At 69.7% G+C, this 18,962-nt stretch carries 21 protein-coding genes; 12 read left to right on the forward strand and 9 right to left on the reverse strand.

What is annotated here, in order from left to right:
• Positions 1-176 precede the first annotated feature (176 nt).
• The gene (locus ACIBO2_RS55925; RefSeq protein WP_397305100.1) at positions 177-1,097 is read right to left on the reverse strand and encodes a hypothetical protein; all 921 of its coding nucleotides are present in this window, start codon (positions 1,095-1,097) and stop codon (positions 177-179) included.
• 23 nt (positions 1,098-1,120) lie between these two features.
• A complete protein-coding gene (locus ACIBO2_RS55930) occupies positions 1,121-1,879 on the reverse strand; it encodes a CAP domain-containing protein (protein WP_358553070.1) in 759 nt (252 codons plus the stop codon).
• Between the two features lie 321 nt (positions 1,880-2,200).
• Here ACIBO2_RS55930 and rplM point away from each other — a divergent pair, with 321 nt between their 5' ends.
• Genes rplM through ACIBO2_RS55960 form a run of 6 tightly spaced genes read left to right on the forward strand, consistent with a single transcriptional unit; the run spans position 2,201 to position 8,314 of the window.
• The gene (rplM, locus tag ACIBO2_RS55935) at positions 2,201-2,644 is read left to right on the forward strand and encodes a 50S ribosomal protein L13 (RefSeq protein ID WP_225293910.1); all 444 of its coding nucleotides are present in this window, start codon (positions 2,201-2,203) and stop codon (positions 2,642-2,644) included.
• Positions 2,645-2,670: 26 nt separating this feature from the next.
• Complete coding sequence (gene rpsI, locus ACIBO2_RS55940; RefSeq protein ID WP_357948202.1) at positions 2,671-3,192, forward strand: 30S ribosomal protein S9; 522 nt, start codon at positions 2,671-2,673, stop codon at positions 3,190-3,192.
• Position 3,193: 1 nt separating this feature from the next.
• Entirely contained in the window at positions 3,194-4,540 is a 1,347-nt protein-coding gene (gene glmM / locus ACIBO2_RS55945) for a phosphoglucosamine mutase (RefSeq protein WP_363993188.1), read from the forward strand.
• 57 nt (positions 4,541-4,597) lie between these two features.
• Positions 4,598-5,707 (forward strand): ATP-grasp domain-containing protein, encoded by a 1,110-nt coding sequence (locus ACIBO2_RS55950; protein WP_358553066.1) that lies wholly within the window; start codon positions 4,598-4,600, stop codon positions 5,705-5,707.
• Positions 5,623-6,807, forward strand: coding sequence for a GNAT family N-acetyltransferase (locus ACIBO2_RS55955; protein ID WP_397305101.1), 1,185 nt, complete (start codon positions 5,623-5,625; stop codon positions 6,805-6,807). The genes ACIBO2_RS55950 and ACIBO2_RS55955 overlap by 85 nt, the downstream gene beginning before the upstream one ends.
• 19 nt (positions 6,808-6,826) lie before the next feature.
• Complete coding sequence (locus ACIBO2_RS55960; protein WP_358553062.1) at positions 6,827-8,314, forward strand: class I adenylate-forming enzyme family protein; 1,488 nt, start codon at positions 6,827-6,829, stop codon at positions 8,312-8,314.
• A 52-nt stretch (positions 8,315-8,366) separates the two neighbouring features.
• On the opposite strand, the gene ACIBO2_RS55965 is transcribed toward ACIBO2_RS55960, so the two are convergent.
• From ACIBO2_RS55965 to ACIBO2_RS55985, 5 genes are read right to left on the reverse strand one after another with little or no spacing between them, the layout of a single operon-like run.
• A complete protein-coding gene (locus tag ACIBO2_RS55965; RefSeq protein ID WP_358553060.1) occupies positions 8,367-9,083 on the reverse strand; it encodes an ABC transporter permease subunit in 717 nt (238 codons plus the stop codon).
• A gap of 34 nt (positions 9,084-9,117) precedes the next feature.
• Positions 9,118-10,032, reverse strand: a complete 915-nt coding sequence (locus ACIBO2_RS55970) for an ABC transporter ATP-binding protein (RefSeq protein WP_358553058.1) — start codon at positions 10,030-10,032, stop codon at positions 9,118-9,120.
• The gene (locus ACIBO2_RS55975) at positions 10,029-10,886 is read right to left on the reverse strand and encodes an ABC transporter permease (protein WP_358553056.1); all 858 of its coding nucleotides are present in this window, start codon (positions 10,884-10,886) and stop codon (positions 10,029-10,031) included. Before ACIBO2_RS55975 ends, ACIBO2_RS55970 begins: the two co-directional genes overlap by 4 nt.
• Entirely contained in the window at positions 10,879-11,790 is a 912-nt protein-coding gene (locus ACIBO2_RS55980; protein ID WP_358553054.1) for an ABC transporter ATP-binding protein, read from the reverse strand. The genes ACIBO2_RS55975 and ACIBO2_RS55980 overlap by 8 nt, the downstream gene beginning before the upstream one ends.
• Before the next feature lie 40 nt (positions 11,791-11,830).
• Entirely contained in the window at positions 11,831-12,757 is a 927-nt protein-coding gene (locus tag ACIBO2_RS55985; RefSeq protein WP_397305102.1) for a DUF389 domain-containing protein, read from the reverse strand.
• A gap of 63 nt (positions 12,758-12,820) precedes the next feature.
• Between ACIBO2_RS55985 and ACIBO2_RS55990 the strand changes: the two genes are divergently transcribed.
• Complete coding sequence (locus tag ACIBO2_RS55990) at positions 12,821-12,958, forward strand: hypothetical protein (protein WP_358553050.1); 138 nt, start codon at positions 12,821-12,823, stop codon at positions 12,956-12,958.
• On the opposite strand, the gene coaA is transcribed toward ACIBO2_RS55990, so the two are convergent.
• A complete protein-coding gene (coaA, locus tag ACIBO2_RS55995) occupies positions 12,930-13,847 on the reverse strand; it encodes a type I pantothenate kinase (protein ID WP_358553048.1) in 918 nt (305 codons plus the stop codon). The genes ACIBO2_RS55990 and coaA overlap by 29 nt on opposite strands.
• A 199-nt stretch (positions 13,848-14,046) precedes the next feature.
• Here coaA and ACIBO2_RS56000 point away from each other — a divergent pair, with 199 nt between their 5' ends.
• The gene (locus tag ACIBO2_RS56000; protein WP_358553046.1) at positions 14,047-15,465 is read left to right on the forward strand and encodes an alkaline phosphatase PhoX; all 1,419 of its coding nucleotides are present in this window, start codon (positions 14,047-14,049) and stop codon (positions 15,463-15,465) included.
• Here ACIBO2_RS56000 and ACIBO2_RS56005 read toward each other — a convergent pair.
• Positions 15,462-16,232, reverse strand: coding sequence for an aminotransferase class V-fold PLP-dependent enzyme (locus tag ACIBO2_RS56005; protein WP_397305103.1), 771 nt, complete (start codon positions 16,230-16,232; stop codon positions 15,462-15,464). The two genes, ACIBO2_RS56000 and ACIBO2_RS56005, sit on opposite strands and share 4 nt — an antisense overlap.
• Here ACIBO2_RS56005 and ACIBO2_RS56010 point away from each other — a divergent pair.
• The 4 genes from ACIBO2_RS56010 to ACIBO2_RS56025 all read left to right on the forward strand — a co-directional run bounded on the left by ACIBO2_RS56010 (position 16,204) and on the right by ACIBO2_RS56025 (position 18,909).
• Positions 16,204-16,404 carry a hypothetical protein gene (locus ACIBO2_RS56010; protein WP_358553042.1) on the forward strand — a complete coding sequence of 67 codons (201 nt, stop codon included), beginning with the start codon at positions 16,204-16,206 and terminating at the stop codon, positions 16,402-16,404. The two genes, ACIBO2_RS56005 and ACIBO2_RS56010, sit on opposite strands and share 29 nt — an antisense overlap.
• A 128-nt stretch (positions 16,405-16,532) precedes the next feature.
• Complete coding sequence (locus ACIBO2_RS56015; RefSeq protein WP_358553040.1) at positions 16,533-17,072, forward strand: hypothetical protein; 540 nt, start codon at positions 16,533-16,535, stop codon at positions 17,070-17,072.
• A gap of 25 nt (positions 17,073-17,097) precedes the next feature.
• Positions 17,098-17,448 (forward strand): holo-ACP synthase, encoded by a 351-nt coding sequence (locus tag ACIBO2_RS56020; RefSeq protein ID WP_225293879.1) that lies wholly within the window; start codon positions 17,098-17,100, stop codon positions 17,446-17,448.
• Between the two features lie 9 nt (positions 17,449-17,457).
• Positions 17,458-18,909: an NAD(P)H-hydrate dehydratase gene (locus ACIBO2_RS56025; RefSeq protein ID WP_397305104.1), complete on the forward strand. Its 1,452-nt coding sequence runs from the start codon at positions 17,458-17,460 to the stop codon at positions 18,907-18,909.
• Positions 18,910-18,962 lie beyond the last annotated feature (53 nt).

The raw sequence follows: 18,962 nt of genomic DNA on the forward strand, positions 1-18,962 counted from the left end.
GCGGCCGAGCCGTCAGCTTCCCTACGATCTTTGTCCCTGCGCTCGTTGTCAGACCCAGGTTCCTGGCCACGCATAAGGGGGAGCCTAGCGAGAGTCGCGAGATCGTTATGCCGGTATGGGCGTTCCCGACTGGATCATCGATGCCGTTTGGGTACCTATGAAAAGGTTTGAGGCTTTTAGGTGCCCGGGTGGCCGGTCAGCGTGCGGGAGTCAAGGGCCTTGAAGACGGTGGCCTTGGTGATGTCGTCGACCGCCTGGAAGAGCTTCTTCTGCCCCTTCTTGTCGGGCTTGCTGCCGTCCTTGTTCTGAAACCAGATCATGACGGCGTAGTGGCCGTGCATCCACATCTGGGTGCCGCCGCTCCCGGTGCCGAGGCTCTTGGTGAGTGAGTCCTTGCCGGCCAGCGGCTTGACGTAGTCGGTCTTGCTGCCGACCGACTGCACCTTGGTCGCGGTCGGGCTGGACTTGAGGTTGGCCACGCCGACCGTGCCCATCAGCTTGCCGGCCTTGTCGCGGAAGCTCGCGCGGATGATCTGCGTACACTTGCCGGCCTTGAGGGCCTTCTGCAGCTTGTCGCCGACGGCTCCGTCGGAGCACTTCTTGACCTTGCTGGTGACGGTCATCGTGTACGAGCGGCCGGCGACCGCGATCTTCTTGGTCGCGAATAGCTCCTTGACCGTGAGCGGCTCGGGGTCGGTCTTGCGATCGGCCGCGTAGCTGTACTTGCCGGGAGGCGAGGACGGCAACGGCGCGGAGGTGCGGCGGGCCGCCTGGGTCTCGGCCTGGTCGGAGCCGCCTGACTTGAACATCACCACGAGGCCCGCGACGAACAGGCCGAGCACCGCGACGCCGCCGAGCGTGAACCAGAGCGGCCCACGCGAGCGTTTGCCCTCGTCGTAGGGGCTCCACGTAGTGCTGCGGCGCGCCGGTTCGGCGACCGGCTCGGCCGCGGCCGGTTCCTTGGCCCTGCGACCGGTGGCAGCCCCGATCGGTTCGAAGGGGTTGCGGGAGCCGCCGGATTCGGCCGTGTCACGGGCCCTGCGAGAACGGCGGGGGGTGCTCTCCGTGCTGGTGTCACGTTCGTCGGGAAAACCCATGCGGCGACATTACCGTGAAGTGGTCATGAGTAACCGAAGTCCTGCGTCCACCACGGACCGCCGGCCCCCGCCACCACGCCGACTCCGATGGATTCGATGCGGCAGTTGAGGATGTTCTGGCGGTGGTCCTTGCTGTCGAGCCAGCCGCGGACCGCCTCTTCGGGAGAGGTGTAGCCGCGGCCGATGTTCTCGGCGGCGCCCGCGCGGTATCCGGCGCGCTCCATCCGGTCCCACGGCGACGAGCCGTCGGGGGAGTCGTGGGTGAAGCGGCCGCTGCTCGCCATCTCAAGGGAGTGCGCGCGGGCCGAGCGAGTCAGCCTCGCGTCGGTCCGGAGGCGGCCGCAGCCGCGTTTGAGCCTGGCGGCGTTGGTGAGGTTGACGACCTTGGCCGCCATCGCCGGCGACATCTCGGCGGTCTGCTCGCCGAGCACCCGCGTGGGATCTTCGGCGGTGAAGCCGGGCACTGTGTTGCCGTCCGGGCTCTTGGTGGGCTTGGCCCTGACGTTGCCGCGCGGGACCCCGGCGGTGCTCTCCCTGGGGATGCGGCCCGCGTACGGCTGCGCCTTCTTGGCCGTGGGCGTGACCGTGGGTTCGGCCTTGGCCGCGGCGGCGGGCGGGGCTGTCTCGTTGAGGTAGATGTGGCCGGTTTCTTCGACGTTGTCCGTCAACCGCCCGATCAGCACACCCGTGAACAGAACCGCCATAAGACAGGCGAGCACCCCCAGATGGTTCCGGCGCCGTGCGCTCCGCTGGGTGTGCCGGGTGAGAGAGGTGTGCCACATGCCACACCCAACGATAGAGATGTCTGGTCCTGGGAAAGAAGGGATCCCAGGGAACCGAAATCGAACCGTTCTGTGTCAGGTAGACTGATCGCAGGTTACCGGTCTTTTGACCAGCACCCTTAAATGCGGGTAGCCTAATCAATCGTTGTGTGCATAGGTCCAGCGCGACCGATGCGCGGCGCGTCCGGCGTCATCTCCCATCATCAGCCCATCGGGCCAGGGAGACGGAAGGTCCGGGCTGCCGTGTGCCCGCACCGACCGACCCTAGAGCTGTCGCTTCCCGACAGCGCCGAAGACGCGAGCATAAAGAAGGCTACGACCGTGCGCACGTACTCACCGAAGCCCGCCGACGTTCAGCGTCAGTGGTACGTCATCGACGCGACCGATGTCGTGCTGGGCCGGCTGGCCAGCCACGTCGCGATCCTGCTCCGCGGCAAGCACAAGCCGATCTTCGCCAACCACGTCGACACCGGCGACTTCGTCGTCATCATCAACGCGGACAAGATCGCGCTCACCGGCAACAAGCGTGAGCAGAAGAAGGCCTACCGCCACTCGGGTTACCCGGGCGGTCTGCGTTCCGTCAGTTATGGCGAGCTCATGGACAAGCGGCCGGACAAGGCCGTCGAAAAGGCCGTCAAGGGCATGCTGCCGAAGAACTCCCTCGGCCGGAAGATGGCCAAGAAGCTCAAGGTCTACGCGGGGTCCGAGCACCCGCACCAGGCCCAGCAGCCGGTGCCGTTCGAGATCACCCAGATCGCCCAGTAGTAGTCCGAAAGATTTAGAGGAGAACCGTGGCTGAGCCCACCGGTGTCGAGACGGCCGTCGAGGCCGAGGTGGAAGAATTCTCCGGCGAGGAGTTCCCTTCCGAGTACACCACCGAGTCCACCGCCAGCGCTGACGCTCCCGTGCGCAAGCCCGTCACCACGGGCAACTCGTACGGCACCGGTCGCCGTAAGGAGGCGATCGCCCGCGTGCGCATCGTCCCCGGCACCGGCAAGTGGACGATCAACGGTCGTTCGCTGGACGTCTACTTCCCCAACAAGGTCCACCAGCAGATCGTCAACGAGCCCTTCGTTGTGCTCGGCGCCGAGGAGGCGTTCGACGTCATCGCGCGCATCGACGGTGGCGGCGTGACCGGCCAGGCCGGCGCGCTGCGCATGGGCCTGTCCCGTGCGCTGGCGATCCTTGATGTCGAGACCAACCGAGCGCCTCTGAAGAAGGCCGGCTTCCTCACCCGTGACGCCCGCGCCACGGAGCGGAAGAAGTACGGCCTCAAGAAGGCCCGTAAGGCTCCGCAGTACAGCAAGCGCTAAATTGGCGCGTCTTTTCGGCACCGACGGGGTTCGTGGGGTCGCTGGTCGCGACCTCACGGCGGAGCTCGCCATGGACCTCTCGGTCGCGGCGGCTCACGTCCTCGGCGATGCGGGCGCGTTCACGGCCACAGGACGTCGTCCTGTGGCCGTCGTAGGCCGGGACCCGCGTGCCTCGGGGGAGTTCCTCGAGGCCGCAGTGGTCGCCGGCCTTGCGTCGTCCGGAGTGGATGTGCTGCGCCTCGGCGTGCTGCCCACCCCGGCCGTCGCCTACCTCACCGCGGCGCTCGGCGCCGACATCGGCGTCATGCTGTCGGCGTCGCACAACGCGGCACCGGACAACGGCATCAAGTTCCTGGCCCGGGGCGGCTTCAAGCTGTCCGACGCGGTCGAGGACGAGATCGAGCGGCGGCTCGGCGAGGACTGGACCTTTCCCGTCGGCTCCGCCGTGGGCCGGGTGCGTGACGCCTACGGTGAGGCCGACCGCTACATCTCCCATGTGCTGACCACGGTCAGTGGCCGGCTCGACGGCCTCGACATCGTCGTCGACTGCGCCCACGGCGCCGCTCACATGGTCGCCCCCGAGGCGCTGGTGCGATCCGGAGCCAGGGTGGAGGCCATCGGCGCGCGGCCCGACGGCCTCAACATCAACGCCGGCTACGGCTCCACCCACCTGCCCAAGCTGCAGCAGGTCGTCGTCTCGCGCGGCGCCGACCTCGGCATCGCCTATGACGGCGATGCCGACCGCTGCCTGGCGGTCGACCACACCGGCGCGATCATCGACGGCGACCAGATCATGGCGATCCTCGCGGCCGACATGCACGCCGAGGGCACGCTGGCCAAGGACACCGTGGTCGCGACCGTGATGTCCAACCTGGGCTTCAAGCTGGCCATGCGCGAAGCGGGCATCCACGTCGTGGAGACCGCGGTGGGCGACCGCTACGTGCTGGAGCGCATGAAGTCCGACGGCTACAACCTGGGCGGTGAGCAGTCGGGGCACGTCATCATGCTCGACCACGCCACCACCGGAGACGGCCTGCTCACCTCGCTGCACCTGCTCTCGGTCGTGGCCAGGTCGGGCAAGTCGCTGCGCGAGCTGGCCGCGGTGATGACGCCACTGCCGCAGATCCTGATCAACGTCAAGGACGTGGACCGGGGCAAGGCGTCGGTGCCCGAGCTCACCGAGGCCGTGGCGCTGGCGGAGAAGGAGCTGGGTGAGACGGGCCGGGTGCTGATCAGGCCCAGCGGCACCGAGCCGATGATCCGCGTGATGGTCGAGGCCTCGTCCGAGGAGCACGCCTCCGAGGTCGCCGGCCGGCTGGCCGACGTGGTCCGGGCCGCCTGCGTCTGAGGCTTTTCCAGTGAGGGGCACGGCGGCGCCGTGCCCCTCACGCGTATCCTGCGGCTGGTGAGCGTGACTGTGCTGATCACCGGTGGGCGGGCGCCCGTGGCGCTGGACCTGGCCAGGAAGTTCGCCAGGTCGGGTGCGCGGGTCGTGGTGGCCGAGAGCTCGCGGGCGCAGCTCTGCGCGCGGTCCTCGGCCGTGGCGGTCAGCTATCGGGTGCCGCCGCCCAACCGGGCGCCCGAGGCGTTCGCCGACGCGCTGGCCGACATCGTCAAGCTGGAGGGCGTGCGGCTGGTCGTGCCCACGTGCGAGGAGATCTTCTGGGTGGCGCGGGGGCGGAAGCGGCTGCCCTGTGAGGTGCTGGCCGAGCCGCTCGGGACGCTGCGGGCGTTGCACAGCAAGTGGGAGTTCGTCCAGCTGGCGAAGGGGTTCGGGCTGCCGGCGCCCGAGACGGCGCTGGTGACGTCGCAGGCCGACCTGGCCGGGATCCGGCGCCCGTTCATCCTGAAGCCTGTTTTTTCGCGCTTTGGTACGAAAGTGCGGGTTGTCCGGGGAAATATCGCGTTAAGGGCGGGCGAGGGGCCCTGGGTGGCTCAGGAACTGCTCGACGGGAAGCAGGTCTGCACCTACTCCGTGGCGGTGAAGGGGCGATTGGTGGCTCATGCCGCCTACGCGGTGGAGTTCACGGCTTCCGGGGCTTGTGTCAGCTTCGAGCCGGTGGAGCATGCCGAGGTGGACGCCTGGGTGACGGAGTTCGTCGCGCGAGTCGGGTTCAGTGGGCAGATCGCCTTCGACTTCATGGCCGGCGATCGGGTGTTGCCGATGGAGTGCAATCCACGGGCCACCAGCGGGGTCCATCTGCTGGGCGACGAGCTGGCCGGGGTGCTGCTCGGTGACGTGCCCGACCGGCCGCTGCGGCCCGCGCCGGGCACGCGGGCGATGATCGGGCTGGCGATGCTGGGCTTCGGCCTGGCGGGAGTACGGTCCTGGCCGGAGCTGCGCCGGTGGGCGAGCGTGGTGTCGGCCGCTGACGACGTGATCGCGGTGGACGGGGACCGGGGGCCGTTCCTGGCGCAGTTCGGGGTGCTGTGGGAGAACTGGATCCGCTCGTTGTGGACGCGGCGGTCACTGATCGAGTGCTCGACGTACGACATCGAGTGGGACGGCCGGTGAAGGCCGAGCTGTTCACGAAGGACACCCTCGGCGAGCTGCCCTGGCCCGACACCGAGGACGGCGCCTACGCGCGTGACTACCTGGTGCCGCTGGTCGAGCACGGGACCGAGGCGTTCGTCGCCAATGTGACCACGACCTACGGGGTGCTGCTGGTGGACGGGCGCATTGTCCTGCCGGTGTCGGTCAACGACGGTGAACAGGGGAACGCGTGGGTGTGCTCGCCGTACACGCACTATGTGACCTATGCCGGTGAGGAGCTGCGCGTGCTCGGCAGCGGGGCGCTGCGCGCGGTGCTGGCGGCGGCGCTGGCCGCGCTGGGCGCGCTGTGCCGGTGGGCGGAGCTGGACCGGGTGGTGCTGGTCAACAACTGGCTGCTGTCCACGAACCTCTATCCGGCCATCGAGCCCGCCCATGAGCAGGCCGCCATCCGCTTCCTGCGGGAGCGGTTCCCCGGGCACGCCGTCGGGTTCTGCTCGGTGAACCGGCGGATCGACGGCTGCGTAATGGTGCCGGGGCGGCGGATCTACCTGGTGCGGCCGGGGGAGCAGGAGGCCCGGCATCGCAAGCGGTGGCGGCGCGATCTGCGGTTGGTCGGGCGCAGGGGGTACGAGGTGGTGCGGCCGGGCGAGGGTGACGTGGCTCGGGTGGTCGAGCTTTATGACCTGCTTTATCTGGATAAGTACTCACGGAACAATCCGCAGTTCACCGAGCGGTTCGTGCGCGAGACCATGCGGGCGGGGACGATCACCTACTGGGCGCTGACCAGGGACGGGCGGATCGACGCGGTGCTCGGCTACTTCCACCGCGACGGGACGCTGACCACGCCGATCTTCGGCTACGACACCGCGCTGCCGCAGGGGATCGGGCTGTACCGGATGCTGAGCGCGCTGGTCTACCAGATCGCTGTGGACGAGGGGCTGTCGGTCAACGACAGTGCGGGTGCGGGGGAGTTCAAGCGGCTGCGTGGGGCGGTGCCGGAGATCGAGTATCGGGCCGTGTATGTCGGGCATCTGCCGTGGCGGCGGCGTACAGGGTGGGTGGTGCTGGCCTGGCTGCTCGACCGGGTCGCGGTGCCGATCATGCGGCGTTACGAGCTTTGAGGGCTTTTGAGGGAGTGGGATGCGGAGTGATCTGCTGGCTCAGGTGTTCGCCGCGTGCGAGCGTACGCCCCGGGCGACGGCGATCGTGGGGGCGCGCGGGCGGAAGCTGACGTTCGGCGGGCTGCGCGAGCGGGCGCTGCGCATCCGCGACCGGCTGGTGGCGGAAGGGCTCGGGCGTGGGGATGGCGTGCTGTACGCCGTCGAGCCCTCGCCGGACGCGATCGCCGTGGCGCTGGGCGTGGTCGCCGCGGGCGGGGTGCTGGTGCTGGCCGATCCCGGTCTCGCGCCGGAGATCCTGCGGGCCCGGCTCCGGCTGGCCCGGCCGCGCTGGGTGGTGGCGGGGTCGCTGCTGTACGCGGTCACGTCGTTCGCGCCGCTGCGCGCGTTGGCCAGGCGGCGGGGCGTGCTCCTGCCCGGCCTTCGCGATCCGCTGCCGGAGCTGGAACTGCGCCACGCCTACACCGGCCGGTGGCTGCCCGGCGTGCCGAGCGCGGCGGTACGGTTACGCGGCCTGGACGGTCCGATGCCGACGGCCGGCGCGAGCCGGGGTGAGGTGGACGATCCGGCGGCGGTGATCTTCACTTCCGGCACCACCGCGCATCCCAGAGCCGTCGTCCACACCCGCGCGTCCCTCGCCGCCGGGCTGGAGATCTTCAGAGACCGCTTCCCCGTCGAGCCCGGCGACGTCGTCCACACCGACGGCCTCATGCTCGGCCTGCCCGCGCTCATCGGCGGCGCCACCTGGTCGATGCCCGGCCCGGCCAAGCTCATCTTCGAACGCCGGGTGACCCACCTGTACTGCGTGCCGGTCGAGCTGGCCGGGCTCGTCGCCCGGGTGGAACGGCTGCCGCACAGCCTGCGCCACCTGCTGCTCGGCTCGGCTCCCGCGCCCCCGGCCGTACTGCGGAAGGCGATCGCCGCCGCGCCCGGCGCGGAGGTGCTGAGCGTGTACGCGATGACGGAGGCGCTGCCGATCGCGCTGGCGAGCGCGGCCGAGAAGCTGGCCTGCGCCGAGGGAGACCTGCTCGGCGCGCCGCTGCCGGGAGTCGGCGTGCGGTTCACCGAGGACCAGGAGCTGGTCGTCAGCGGCCCGCACGTGGCGCGCGGCTACCTGGGCGAGCCGCCGCACGACGAGGTGGCCACCGGCGACCTGGTCCGCCTGGACGGACAGGGCCGTCTCGTCCTGCTCGGCCGGAAGAAGGACATGATCCTTCGCGATGGGTTCAACATCTACCCGAGCCTGTACGAACCGGCTATCGCCGCACTGCCCGGCGTAGCCGACGCGGCCATCGTCGGCCTGGCCGATCCGGTCACCGGGGACGAGGAGGTCGTACTGGCGCTGGTGCCCGGCGACGGCTTCCAGGAGGCGGCGGTACGCGCCCGGCTGCCCGCGCTGGTCGACGCGGGCGCGCTGCCCGACCGGATCGCGGTGCTGCCGGACTTCCCGCGATCCAGCCGGCGCAAGCTCGACCGGGCGGCGCTGCGCGCGGCCATCGGCCGCCCGTGAGCTGTTCGTCACCTGCGGGTGACGCCTGTGAGCGTCGCCCGCAGGCGAGGCGCTATTCGTCGCCCGTCAGCGTGAAGACCCGCAGGCGCTGTCCCGCCAAGAGCACCGCGCCCAGCGTCACGATGATCAGCGCTGGTACGGCGAATCCGAGCGTCACGTTGGCCGTCAGGAACGGCGTGTCGGAGATCTGGTCGGCGATCGTTTTGGCCCACTGCTGGATGGAGAACTTCTGCGCCCCCGGTACGAACGTGCCGACCAGCGTCTCCCACAGCAGCGCGTAGATGATCCCGATCGTGACCGCGTGCCGGGTCAGGATGCCGAGCAGCAGGAACACCGCGGCGTAGGCGATGCCCGCGACCAGCGCGCCGAGCGCGAAGCCGACCGCGAGACCGTCCTCGTTGCCCACCAGCAGCCAGGCCGCGAAGTACGTCGGGACCGCCGAGAACACCGCCAGCAGGGAGGCGGCCACCAGGAACTTCGTCTGGGCGATGACCGGCCGCGAGATCGGCTTGGACATCAGGTGGATGATCGTGCCGTCGTCGATCTCCGGGGCGATCACCCCGGTTCCCGCGATGAGGCCGAGCAGCGGGAGCATCGTGCCGATGGCGAACTTGTCCATCAGCAGCGCCGCCGAGCGCGGGTCGTAGCCGGCGAACACCCGCAGCATGACGGCCAACCCGATCAGCGCCAGGGGCAGCAGGAGCAGAAGGAAGATCCTCCGCCTGCCCAGCAGAGCCCGGTAGGTAATACCTGCGACGACTGTATTCATTGCCTCACTCCGTTCGGCGCCTCAGTCGCCTGGATCAGGTGCTCCGGTTGATCAGATAGGCGAAGACGCTCTCCAGGTCCTCGTCGGCGGGGGAGACCTCGTGCAGGCGGATCCCTTCGGTGCGGGCGACGCGCGGCAGCAGCCACGCGAAGCGCCGGAACTCGACCGCCTGGACCTCCAGCCCGCCCGCGCCGAGCGAGACGCCGCCCGCCGAGTTGTCGAGCATCAGGGCGGCGGCGAGCTTTCTGTCGTCGCTCGACCGGATTCTGAACAGGTGCGGCCGGTCGGTCATCAGCCGACGGATCTCGCGGAAGTTGCCCGAGGCGGCGTGCCGGCCCGCGACCAGTACCTCGATCTGCTGGGCGACCCGCTCGACCTCCTCCAGGATGTGCGAGCTGAACAGGATCGTCTTGCCCGCCGTGCCCATGGCGCGGATCAGGTCCATCAGGTGCAGCCGCTGGCGCGGGTCCATGCCGTTGAACGGCTCGTCGAGCAGCAGCACCGGCGGGTCGTGGACGAGCGCGGCGGCGACCTTCACCCGCTGCCGCATGCCCTTGGAGTAGGTCTCGACCCGGCGGTCCTTGGGCTCCTCCATCTCGACCGTGGCCAGCGCCTTGCGAGCGGCCTCGATCGGGTCGGGCAGACCGTGGAGCCTGGCGGCGGACAGGACGAACTGCCAGCCGGTGAGGAACCCGTAGACACCCTCCCGTTCAGGGACCAGGCCGATGTTCTTATAGATGTGGTGGTTTTTCCAGATCTGGGTGCCGTCCATCGTCACCGTGCCGCCCGAGGGGGCCAGGAACCCGGCCATCAGGTGCAGTAGCGTCGACTTGCCCGCGCCGTTGGGGCCGAGCAGCCCGGTGACGCCGGGGCCGATCGTCATCGTGACGTCGTTGACCGCCACCACGTTGCCGTACCAGCGAGAGACCTGTGCGAGCTCGATGTTCATTGGGCGGCCGCCTTCCGATAGCGCGCCGCGAGCGCCGCCAGGCCGATCCCGATGAGCACGAGCACGAGGATCGCCGGGACGGGCCCCGGCGGGTAGGTACCGTCCGGAACGTTGGCCGTCGTGCTGAACAGCCACACCTGTACGGCGTCGACCAGCCAGAACGGGTTGATCAGCCAGGCCCAGCCGGCCCCCGTATCGTTGCCCGACGAGTACAGCGTGGCGAAGATGACCGTGGCGGAGGCCGAGGTCAGCAGGTAGAGGGCGATGACGGAGGCGACGCCGAGCCCGCGCCTGGGCGTCAGCGCGGCGATGGCCAGGCCGAACGACGACAGCAGGAGCGCGAGCACCAGCGCCATGGCCAGGGCCCCGAAGTACTCCTTGGTCTGCGGCGGCCCGTCCATGTCGATGAGCAGCTCGCCCACGTAGATCAGTGTGAGCGGCACGGCGAGCAGCAGGAACAGCGCCGCGGTCATGGCGATGACCTTGGCGGCCACGTACTCGGCGATCGTGACCGGACGTGACAGGTACAGCGGCAGCACCCGGAAACGCAGGTCGGGCGCGACGACCGTCGGCGCCTGTGAGGCCAGGAAGATCGCCACGACCGTCTGCATGTAGACCGCGAAGCCGCTGTAGGCCATGCCGCGCTGCTTCAACAGGGCCATCATCGCGATCGACACGACCGCGGGCAGCAGCATGATGACTACCAGGGCGAACGGAATGATCTTGCTGCGTGCCGTACGCCCGAGGCCGAACACGCCACGCAGGCTGTGGACGGTGAGTGCGCGCGTCGAGTAGCCGCGGCCGAGTCGCGGACCGTCGTAATGGCGGTATCCGATGTCATAGATCTCAGACACCCGCGTCGACCTCCTCTCTGAAGACGTCCTCGATGCGGTGGCGGCCCTGTTCCAGCCGGATCAGGCAGAGGTCGAGATCGACGGCCGCGTCGCGGATCGCGTCGAACGTCTCCGGGCCCGCCACCTTGACCAGCAGCAGGCGGCCGTGCTGGACGGCGTTGTGGCCGAGCTCGGACAGCCGCTCGGCGAGCGGCTGCGTGCCCTCCTCGACCTCGACCGTGACGGTCTGCGTGGCCTGGGTGAACTCGGCGATCGCGGAGGAGCGCAGCAGCCGGCCCGCGTCGATGACGATCACGTGGTCGCAGATCCGCTCCAGCTCGCCGAGCAGGTGCGAGGTGACGAGCACGCTGATGCCGAAGTCGGTGCCGATGCGCCTGATCAGCGCCAGCATCTCGTCCCGGCCGCGCGGGTCGAGCCCGTTGGTCGGCTCGTCGAGGAATACCAGCTTGGGGTCGTGCACGAGCGCCTGGGCCAGCTTGACCCGCTGCTTCATGCCGGTGGAGTAGCCGCCGATGGCGCGGTAGCGCTCCTCGGCCAGGCCGACATGGCGCAGCACGTCGGCGGCGCGCTCGCGGGCCGCCGTACGCGGCAACCCGGACATCTGGGCGAGGTGGACGACCAGCTCGGTGGCGGACACGTCAGGGGGGAGGCAGTCGTGCTCGGGCATGTAGCCCACGAACCTGCGGATCTCGGCGCCCTGCGTGGTCACGTCGAGATCGAGCACCCGCGCGCCGCCCTGGGTCGGGGGCAGCAGGCCCAGCAGGATCTTGATCAGCGTCGACTTGCCCGCGCCGTTCGCCCCGACCAGGCCGGTGACACCGGACCCGACGGTGACCGTCAGCTGGTCGAGTGCCGTGACGGTCGGGAAGCGTTTGGTCAGCCCCTCGGTAGCGAGGATGTGCATGGTCCGGACCCTACCGGCCGGACATGAGGTGTGGCCTCGTTCACACGGATGAACGATGTCCTACTTGAGGCCAGAATTTCCGCTGGATGGCCAGGGTGACGGTGCCCGAGATGATCATGCCGGCGATGTTCAGCGCGAGTTGCGCGACCGACCCGCCGACCTCGCCCCAATCGCTGAGCGCCAGCGCCACGGCCACGTAGCCGGCGGCGGGGACCGTGGTGACCGAGATGAAGACGCCGATGAGGGCCGACGACTTGCCCGCCGTGATCGACAGCACCCCGGCGGCGCCCGCCAGCAGCGCCACGATGAACGACCAGCGGTCGGGCTTGACGATGAACTGGACCTCCTGGTTCACGCGCAGGTTGCTCAGGTCGATCCAGCCCATCCAGCGCGAGACCAGCGCGCAGGCGAACGTGATCGCGATCGCCACCGCGAACCCGACGACCAGGGTCTTGAGCGAGGTGATGATCAGCCGGCCCCGGCCACGGAGCAGGCCGAAGCAGATGGCCGCGATGGCGCCGAACTCGGGGCCGAGCACCATCGCGCCGACGATCAGGATGGGTGAGTTCTGCAGGACGCCGATGCCCGCGAGCTGCGTGGCGATCGCGAGGAACGCCAGGTACGCCCACGTGATGCGCGACTCGGCCTGCACCCTCTGGGCGAGCTCCGCCCAGATGACCGCGTCGTCGGGGTCGCCGGGGGCCTCCTCGACGGCGTCCGCGGCGACCTTGGACAGGGCCAGATGCACCTGCTCGACGGCGATCGACCCCTCGTCCTGCACCCACTTGAGCCGGTCGATCACCTCGTTGGCCGCTTCGCGCGCGACGTCGCAGAGGATCAGATCGCCCTTCGGCTCGCGGGCCGCGCCGGGCAGCACGGCGACGTTGGTGACGCCCGTGCACTCGTCGAGCACGGCCGTCACCTCCCCCGTACGGGTGGACGGGGTGATCAATCGCAGATGTAGCACTGGGTCATTCTTGTCCATTGGATGTTGATGGGGCGTTGACTACCGTACGCGAGGGTCTCTCACATGAGGCAGACGTTCAGGTGTCACGAGGACGGCGAGGACTGCTGGTTCGCCGACATAGACGATCAGGGGTGCTCGGGCAGGTTCGCGACCTACCTGTTCGAGGAGGTGTTCAGGTACGGCGAAGCCGTACCCGCCTGACGGAGTGGTCGGCGCCCTTCTGCATGACCAGGCCGGCGCGGCCACGGGTGGGGGCGATGTTCTCGATCAGGTTGCGCTCGTTGATGTCGCGCCAGACGTTGACCGCGAACTCCGTCGCCTCCTCGTAGGAGAGGTCGGCGATGTACTTGAAGTATGACTTGGGGTCCTCGAAGGCGGTGCGGCGGAGCTTGTGGAAGCGGTCGACGTACCAGGCCCGGATGTCCTCCACCTTGGCGTCGACGTAGATCGAGAAGTCGAAGTAGTCGTTGACCGCCAGGGATGTGGGCGGAGCGGGCTGCAGCACGTTCAACCCCTCAATGATCAAGATATCCGGATTTTTCACTACCTGTTTGGCGCCGGGGACGATGTCGTATTCGAGGTGGCTGTAGACCGGGGCCTGCACCTCAGGCAGCCCGGCCTTGACCTCGGCGACGAACCTGACCAGCGCCCTGCGGTCGTAGCTCTCGGGGAAGCCCTTGCGATGCATGATCCCCTCGGACTCCAGCACCGCGTTGGGATAGAGGAAGCTGTCCGTGGTGAGCAGCTCCACGTGCGGATGCTCGGGCCAGCGGGCCAGCAGTGTGTGCAGCAGCCGCGCCGTCGTCGACTTCCCGACCGCGACACTGCCCGCGATGCCCAGGATGTACGGCACGTGCTGCCCGGGATGCCCGAGAAAAGCGCTCAGCACGCTACTGCGTTGTTTGGACCCGGTGTAGTGGAGGTTCAGCAGCCGGGTCAGGGGGAGGTAGATGTCGGTGACCTCGGCGAGGTCGATGGGGTCGTCGACGCCACGCAGCTCTTCCAGCTCTGCCTCGGTGAGAGTCAAGGGCGTGTTCTTGCGGAGTTCGCTCCACTGCTCCCTGCTCAGTTCAACGTAGCCGTTGTTCACCTTGGCAGCGTATCGACGGCCGACAAACGCGCTCTCGACCGGGTGGCACTCTCTATCCACAGCCTGTGGATAAATACATGGGATTACTTATGACCAGTTTGGGGTAAGGCGGTGGCCTGCGCCCGGGGATCTCATCAAACCGGGCATGCGGCGATTTGTCAGCGGCTACTGTTCGGAGACCTGACCTTCGGGAGGGCTTGTGGACCGTCGTCGCTTTCTGACCAGAGCAGGGCTGGCCGCCGCGGCCGGCATCACCGGGCCGTTCGCCGGGGTGGCCTGCGCGGGCGCCAGGGGCGGGGTCACGCGGGCGACCGGCTACGGGCCGCTGAAGGCGGTGCGCGACGCGCGTGACGGCAAGGTCAGGCTGCACCTGCCCGACGGGTTCAAATACCGCTCCTTCAGCCCGGCGGGCAGCAAATACTCCGACGGCTCCATCGTGCCGGGCAGGCACGACGGGATGGCCGCGTTCCGCGGGCCGCGCGACACCGCGATCCTGGTGCGCAACCACGAGGTCAGCGGAGCGGTCGGCGCCTTCGGTGACAAGGCCAAGGCCTACGACCCCGCGGCCGGCGGCGGCACCTCGACCCTCCACGTCACCCGCTACGGCGAGGTGCTCAAGAGCGCCCCGTCGCTCAACGGCACCATGATGAACTGCTCGGGCGGCCCGATGCCCTGGAACGCCTGGGTGAGCTGCGAGGAGACCGTCAACGGCCCCGACGTGGCCAACGACTTCTCCGGCGGCGACAACGGCAAGCTGACCCGCAAGCACGGCTACATCTTCGAGGTGCCGGTGTCGGGCACCTCCAACGCCAAGCCGATCAAGGCCGCAGGCCGGTTCGCGCACGAGTCGGCCGCGTTCGACCCGCAGGCGGGGGCGCTCTACCTGACCGAAGACTGCTTCTCCTTCGCCTCCGGCTTCTACCGCTACACGCCGCCGAAGCATCCGCTCAAGGCCGGGCGGCTGCTGGACGGCGGCCGGCTGCAGATGCTCGCGATCAAGGGCTCGCCGCGCAAGGACCTGTCCAAGGGACAGCGGCCCGGCGCGACGTACAACACCGTATGGGTGACCATCGACGACCCCGACCCCACCTTCACCGGCAAGCCGTCGAACGACGAGGCCGTCCAGGCCGTCGGCAAACAGGGGCGAGCCGAGGGCGCGGCGATCTTCGCCAGGCTCGAAGGGGCCATCTACCACCAGGGCACCGTGTACTTCTGCTCCACCCAGGGCGGCGCCACCGCCGAGGGTGACACGCCGCCGTCCGGGTTCGGCCAGGGACGCGGGCAGGTGTGGGCGTACGAGACGTGGACCGGGCGGCTCCGGCTGGTGTACGAGTCGCCGCGCTCGTCGGTGCTGGACCTGCCCGACAACGTGACGGCCAGCACCCGCGGCACGCTGGTGCTCTGCGAGGACGGCGACGGCGACAACTTCCTGCGCGGCCTCACCAAGCAGGGCCAGATCTTCGACTTCTGCCGCCTGGAGCCGGTGGCGGGCGACCCTGGCGCGGAGTTCGCGGGCTCCACCTTCGGCCCCGGCGGTCACACCTTGTACGTCAACGTCCAGTCCAAAGAGGGCACCTCGTTCGCCATCTGGGGGCCCTGGCAGCGGGGCTCGTTCTAGCCGGCCAGCTCCGCGACCGCGGCGGCCACCTGGTCCACCTCCTCATCAGTGTTGTAGTAATGCGGTGACAGGCGCAGGCACCAGTCGACGTCCTTGTCACCGAAGTCGAACTGGGCGAACTCCCGGAAGCTGAGCGCCGAGTTGATCCCCTTCGCGTCCATGGCCGCCTTGAACGGCTCCGGCCGCCACCCCTCGATGGTGAAGGTGACGATGGCGCCCAGTTCGGTGCCCTTTTCGAGGACGCGTACCCCTGGAACGGCGTCGAGCAGGACGCGCAGCCGGGCGGCCAGCACGGGCGAGCGGCGCGCGATGGCCTCGACGCCGACCTCGCGGGCGTAGCGGGCGGCGGCCGCGCAGCCCAGCACAGTCGCGTAGGGGAACTCCCACTCCTCGAACCGCGCGGCGGACTCGGCGGGCTGGTAGTGGCCCGGCCCGGTCCAGCGGGCGCCGCGCATGTCGATGAACAGCGGCTCGTACCCCGCCTTCAGCACCCGGTCCGACACGTAGAGGAAGCCGGAGCCACGCGGGCCGCGCAGGAACTTCCGGCAGGTGGCGGTGAGCAGGTCGCAGCCGATCGCGGCCACGTCGATGGGGTACTGGCCGACCGACTGGCACGCGTCGACCATGTACAGCAGGTCCAGCTCGCGGCAGTGGCGGCCGATCTCGGCGACCGGCTGGACCAGCCCGGAGTTGGTGGGGATGTGGGTGGCGCTCACCAGCCGGGGCCGGTGCTCCCGCATGAGCGCGGCCATCGCCGCCACGTCCACGCCGCCCTCCGGCGCGTCCGGCGCGTGCACGACGCGCACGCCGAAGCGCTGGCGCAGGGACAGCCGCTACTTCGCCACCGAGGTGCCGGCCGCGTGGCTGCGCCTCGGGTTCGCCGAGACGGCGGACGCCGCCGAGCTGGTCGAGGGCGTACGGCGGCTGGCCCGCGTCTGAGATCGCCCCTACGTAGGCTGAGGCCGACCCCGCGTACGGCGGAGATCCGTTGGCTGAGACCCCCTGATTGAAGCCGCCCAGGAGGTTGTTGATACTCGAAGAGGACACTCGCGACAGGAGGGCTCCTCGTGCTGTACATCTTCGGCTTCGACCGGATCGGCGTAGCCGTGAGCGATCTCTACTTCGTCGACCCCAAACCGATGAAGGGCCAGGAGGGCGCCGAGCACGGCGTCCGCCTCGAAGTGCGGATGCTCGAACCAGGGCAGCTGAAGGGTTCCATCTATTCGGCGCGGCCCATCAACCTCGACCGGCCCATCTGGCGCGTCGACCTGCTGGAATCGGTCGACGGCAGCCCCGGCAGCTTTGACCGCACCCACCACCATCCGGCCTTCACCGGATGGGACCCGGGCCCGCGTGTCTTCGACAGGGAGCTGTCGAGTGATCCCCTGCAGTGGCTGGCGGGCAAGCTGGCGGACCTGGACGCCGTGCTGGAAAGGGCGGGGGTGGAGCGTGACGAGTCGATCGCCGCGGACGTGGCCGAGCTGCGCGTGTGCGTCCCCGAGATCGTCGAGAGCGTCAGCCGCCTGCTCACCAGGGTGGCGAAGGGCGAGCTCGGCAGAGCGCCCGGTGACGGGCCGACCGACAGCGTGCGGGCCAGCTGGCTGTAGGAGCGCGCCCGGTTAACCTGAGGGGATGATCCTGGGCATCGGCGTGGACGTGGTCGACATCGCGCGGTTCGAGTCGGCGCTGGAACGCACGCCGGGGCTGCGCGAGCGGCTGTTCACCGAGGTCGAACGGCCGCTCGCCGTACACTCGCTGGCCGCCAGGTTCGCCGCCAAGGAGGCCGTCGCCAAGGCGCTCGGCGCGCCGAAGGGGCTCGGGCACCTGGAGGCCGAGGTGCGCTGCGACGAGAGCGGCAAGCCCGAGCTGCGCGTCACCGGCAAGGCCGCCGAGGTCGCTTACGGCCTGGGCGTCAAGCGCTGGCACATCTCGCTCAGCCATGACGCCGGTGTGGCGATGGCCTACGTGATCGCGGAGGGATAGCTTCAGATCATGCGTACCGCCTACACCGCCGACCAGATCAGGACCGCCGAGCGCGCGCTGATGGCGCGGCTGCCCGACGGCACGCTCATGGACCGCGCCGCCACCGGCCTCGCCGCCGTCTGCGCCGGCCTCCTCGGCAGGGTGTACGGCACGCGCGTGCTGCTGCTCATCGGCAGCGGCGACAACGGCGGCGACGCCCTGTACGCCGGGGCCCGCCTGGCCGGGCGTGGCGCCCGGGTCGAGGCCGTCCTGGCGGGCTCCAAGACCCATGAGGCGGGACTGGAGGCATTCCTCCGGGCGGGCGGCACGATCGCCGGGCCCGACGCCGTCGACCGGGCCGAGCTGATCGTCGACGGGCTGGTGGGGATCGGGGCGACCGGGGCGTTGCGGGAGCCGTACGCGGGGCTGGCCGAGGCGGCCAACGCCGCGCCCGGCCTGGTCGTCGCGGTGGACGTGCCCAGCGGCGTCGACGCGAGCACCGGTCAGGTGGACGGGGCGGCCATCGCGGCGCAGGTGACCGTGACCATGGGCGCGCCCAAGACCGGGCTGCTCGTCGATCCGGGCGCGGGCAACGTGGGCGAGATCGAGCTGATCGACATCGGGCTCGGCCCCTACCTGCCCGACCCCGACGTCGTGGCGTTCACCCACCGCGACGTCGACGGCCGGTTGAAGCAGCCGATGGGCGAGTCCGACAAATACCGCAGGGGCGTCCTGGGCGTCGCGGCGGGCAGCGACCGCTACACGGGCGCCGCCGTACTCGCCGTGGGCGGCGCGCTGCGCGCGGGCGCGGGGATGGTGCGTTACGTGGGGCCGAGTGAGCCGGTGGCCCAGGTACGCACCCACTGGCCCGAAGCGGTCATCACCGAGCTGAACGAGCCGTCGATCGACGACGTCGGCCGGGTGCAGGCATGGGTGCTGGGGCCCGGTCTCGGCACCGGCGACTGGGCGCGCGAGCTGGCCGCCAGAGTGCTCGCCAGTGATGTGCCCGTCCTGGTCGACGCCGACGCCCTGACCCTGGTCGCCCGTGACCGGGCGCTGCTCCGGCGTACCGCCCCGGTGCTGATCACGCCGCACGCGGGCGAGCTGTCGCGGCTGCTTGAGGTGGACCGCGAGGCGATCGAGGCGGGCCGGCTCCGGTACGCCCGCCAGGCGGCGGCGGAGCTGGGCGTGACCGTCCTGCTCAAGGGCTCGACCACGGTCGTGGCCGAGCGGGGCCGGCCGGTACGGGTCAATCCGACCGGCACGGCCTGGCTGGCCACGGGCGGCACGGGGGATGTGCTGTCCGGGGTGGCCGGCGCGCTGCTCGCCCAGGGGCTCGACTGCTTCGACGCGGGCTCGTGCGGGGCGTACCTGCACGGGCTGGCCGGCCGGATCGCGGCCGAGGACGCACCGCTGACGGCCGCGGACGTGGCCTCGGCGGTTCCGGCGGCGATCCGGGCGCTGCGCGACTCTTCCAGGTAAAGCCGGAGTCCGCACGTCGCGCGGCTTTTCCCGCCGAGGGGGCGAATACCGTT

Origin of the sequence: Nonomuraea sp. NPDC050022 (assembly GCF_044460705.1) — a bacterium.
Classification (GTDB): domain Bacteria; phylum Actinomycetota; class Actinomycetes; order Streptosporangiales; family Streptosporangiaceae; genus Nonomuraea.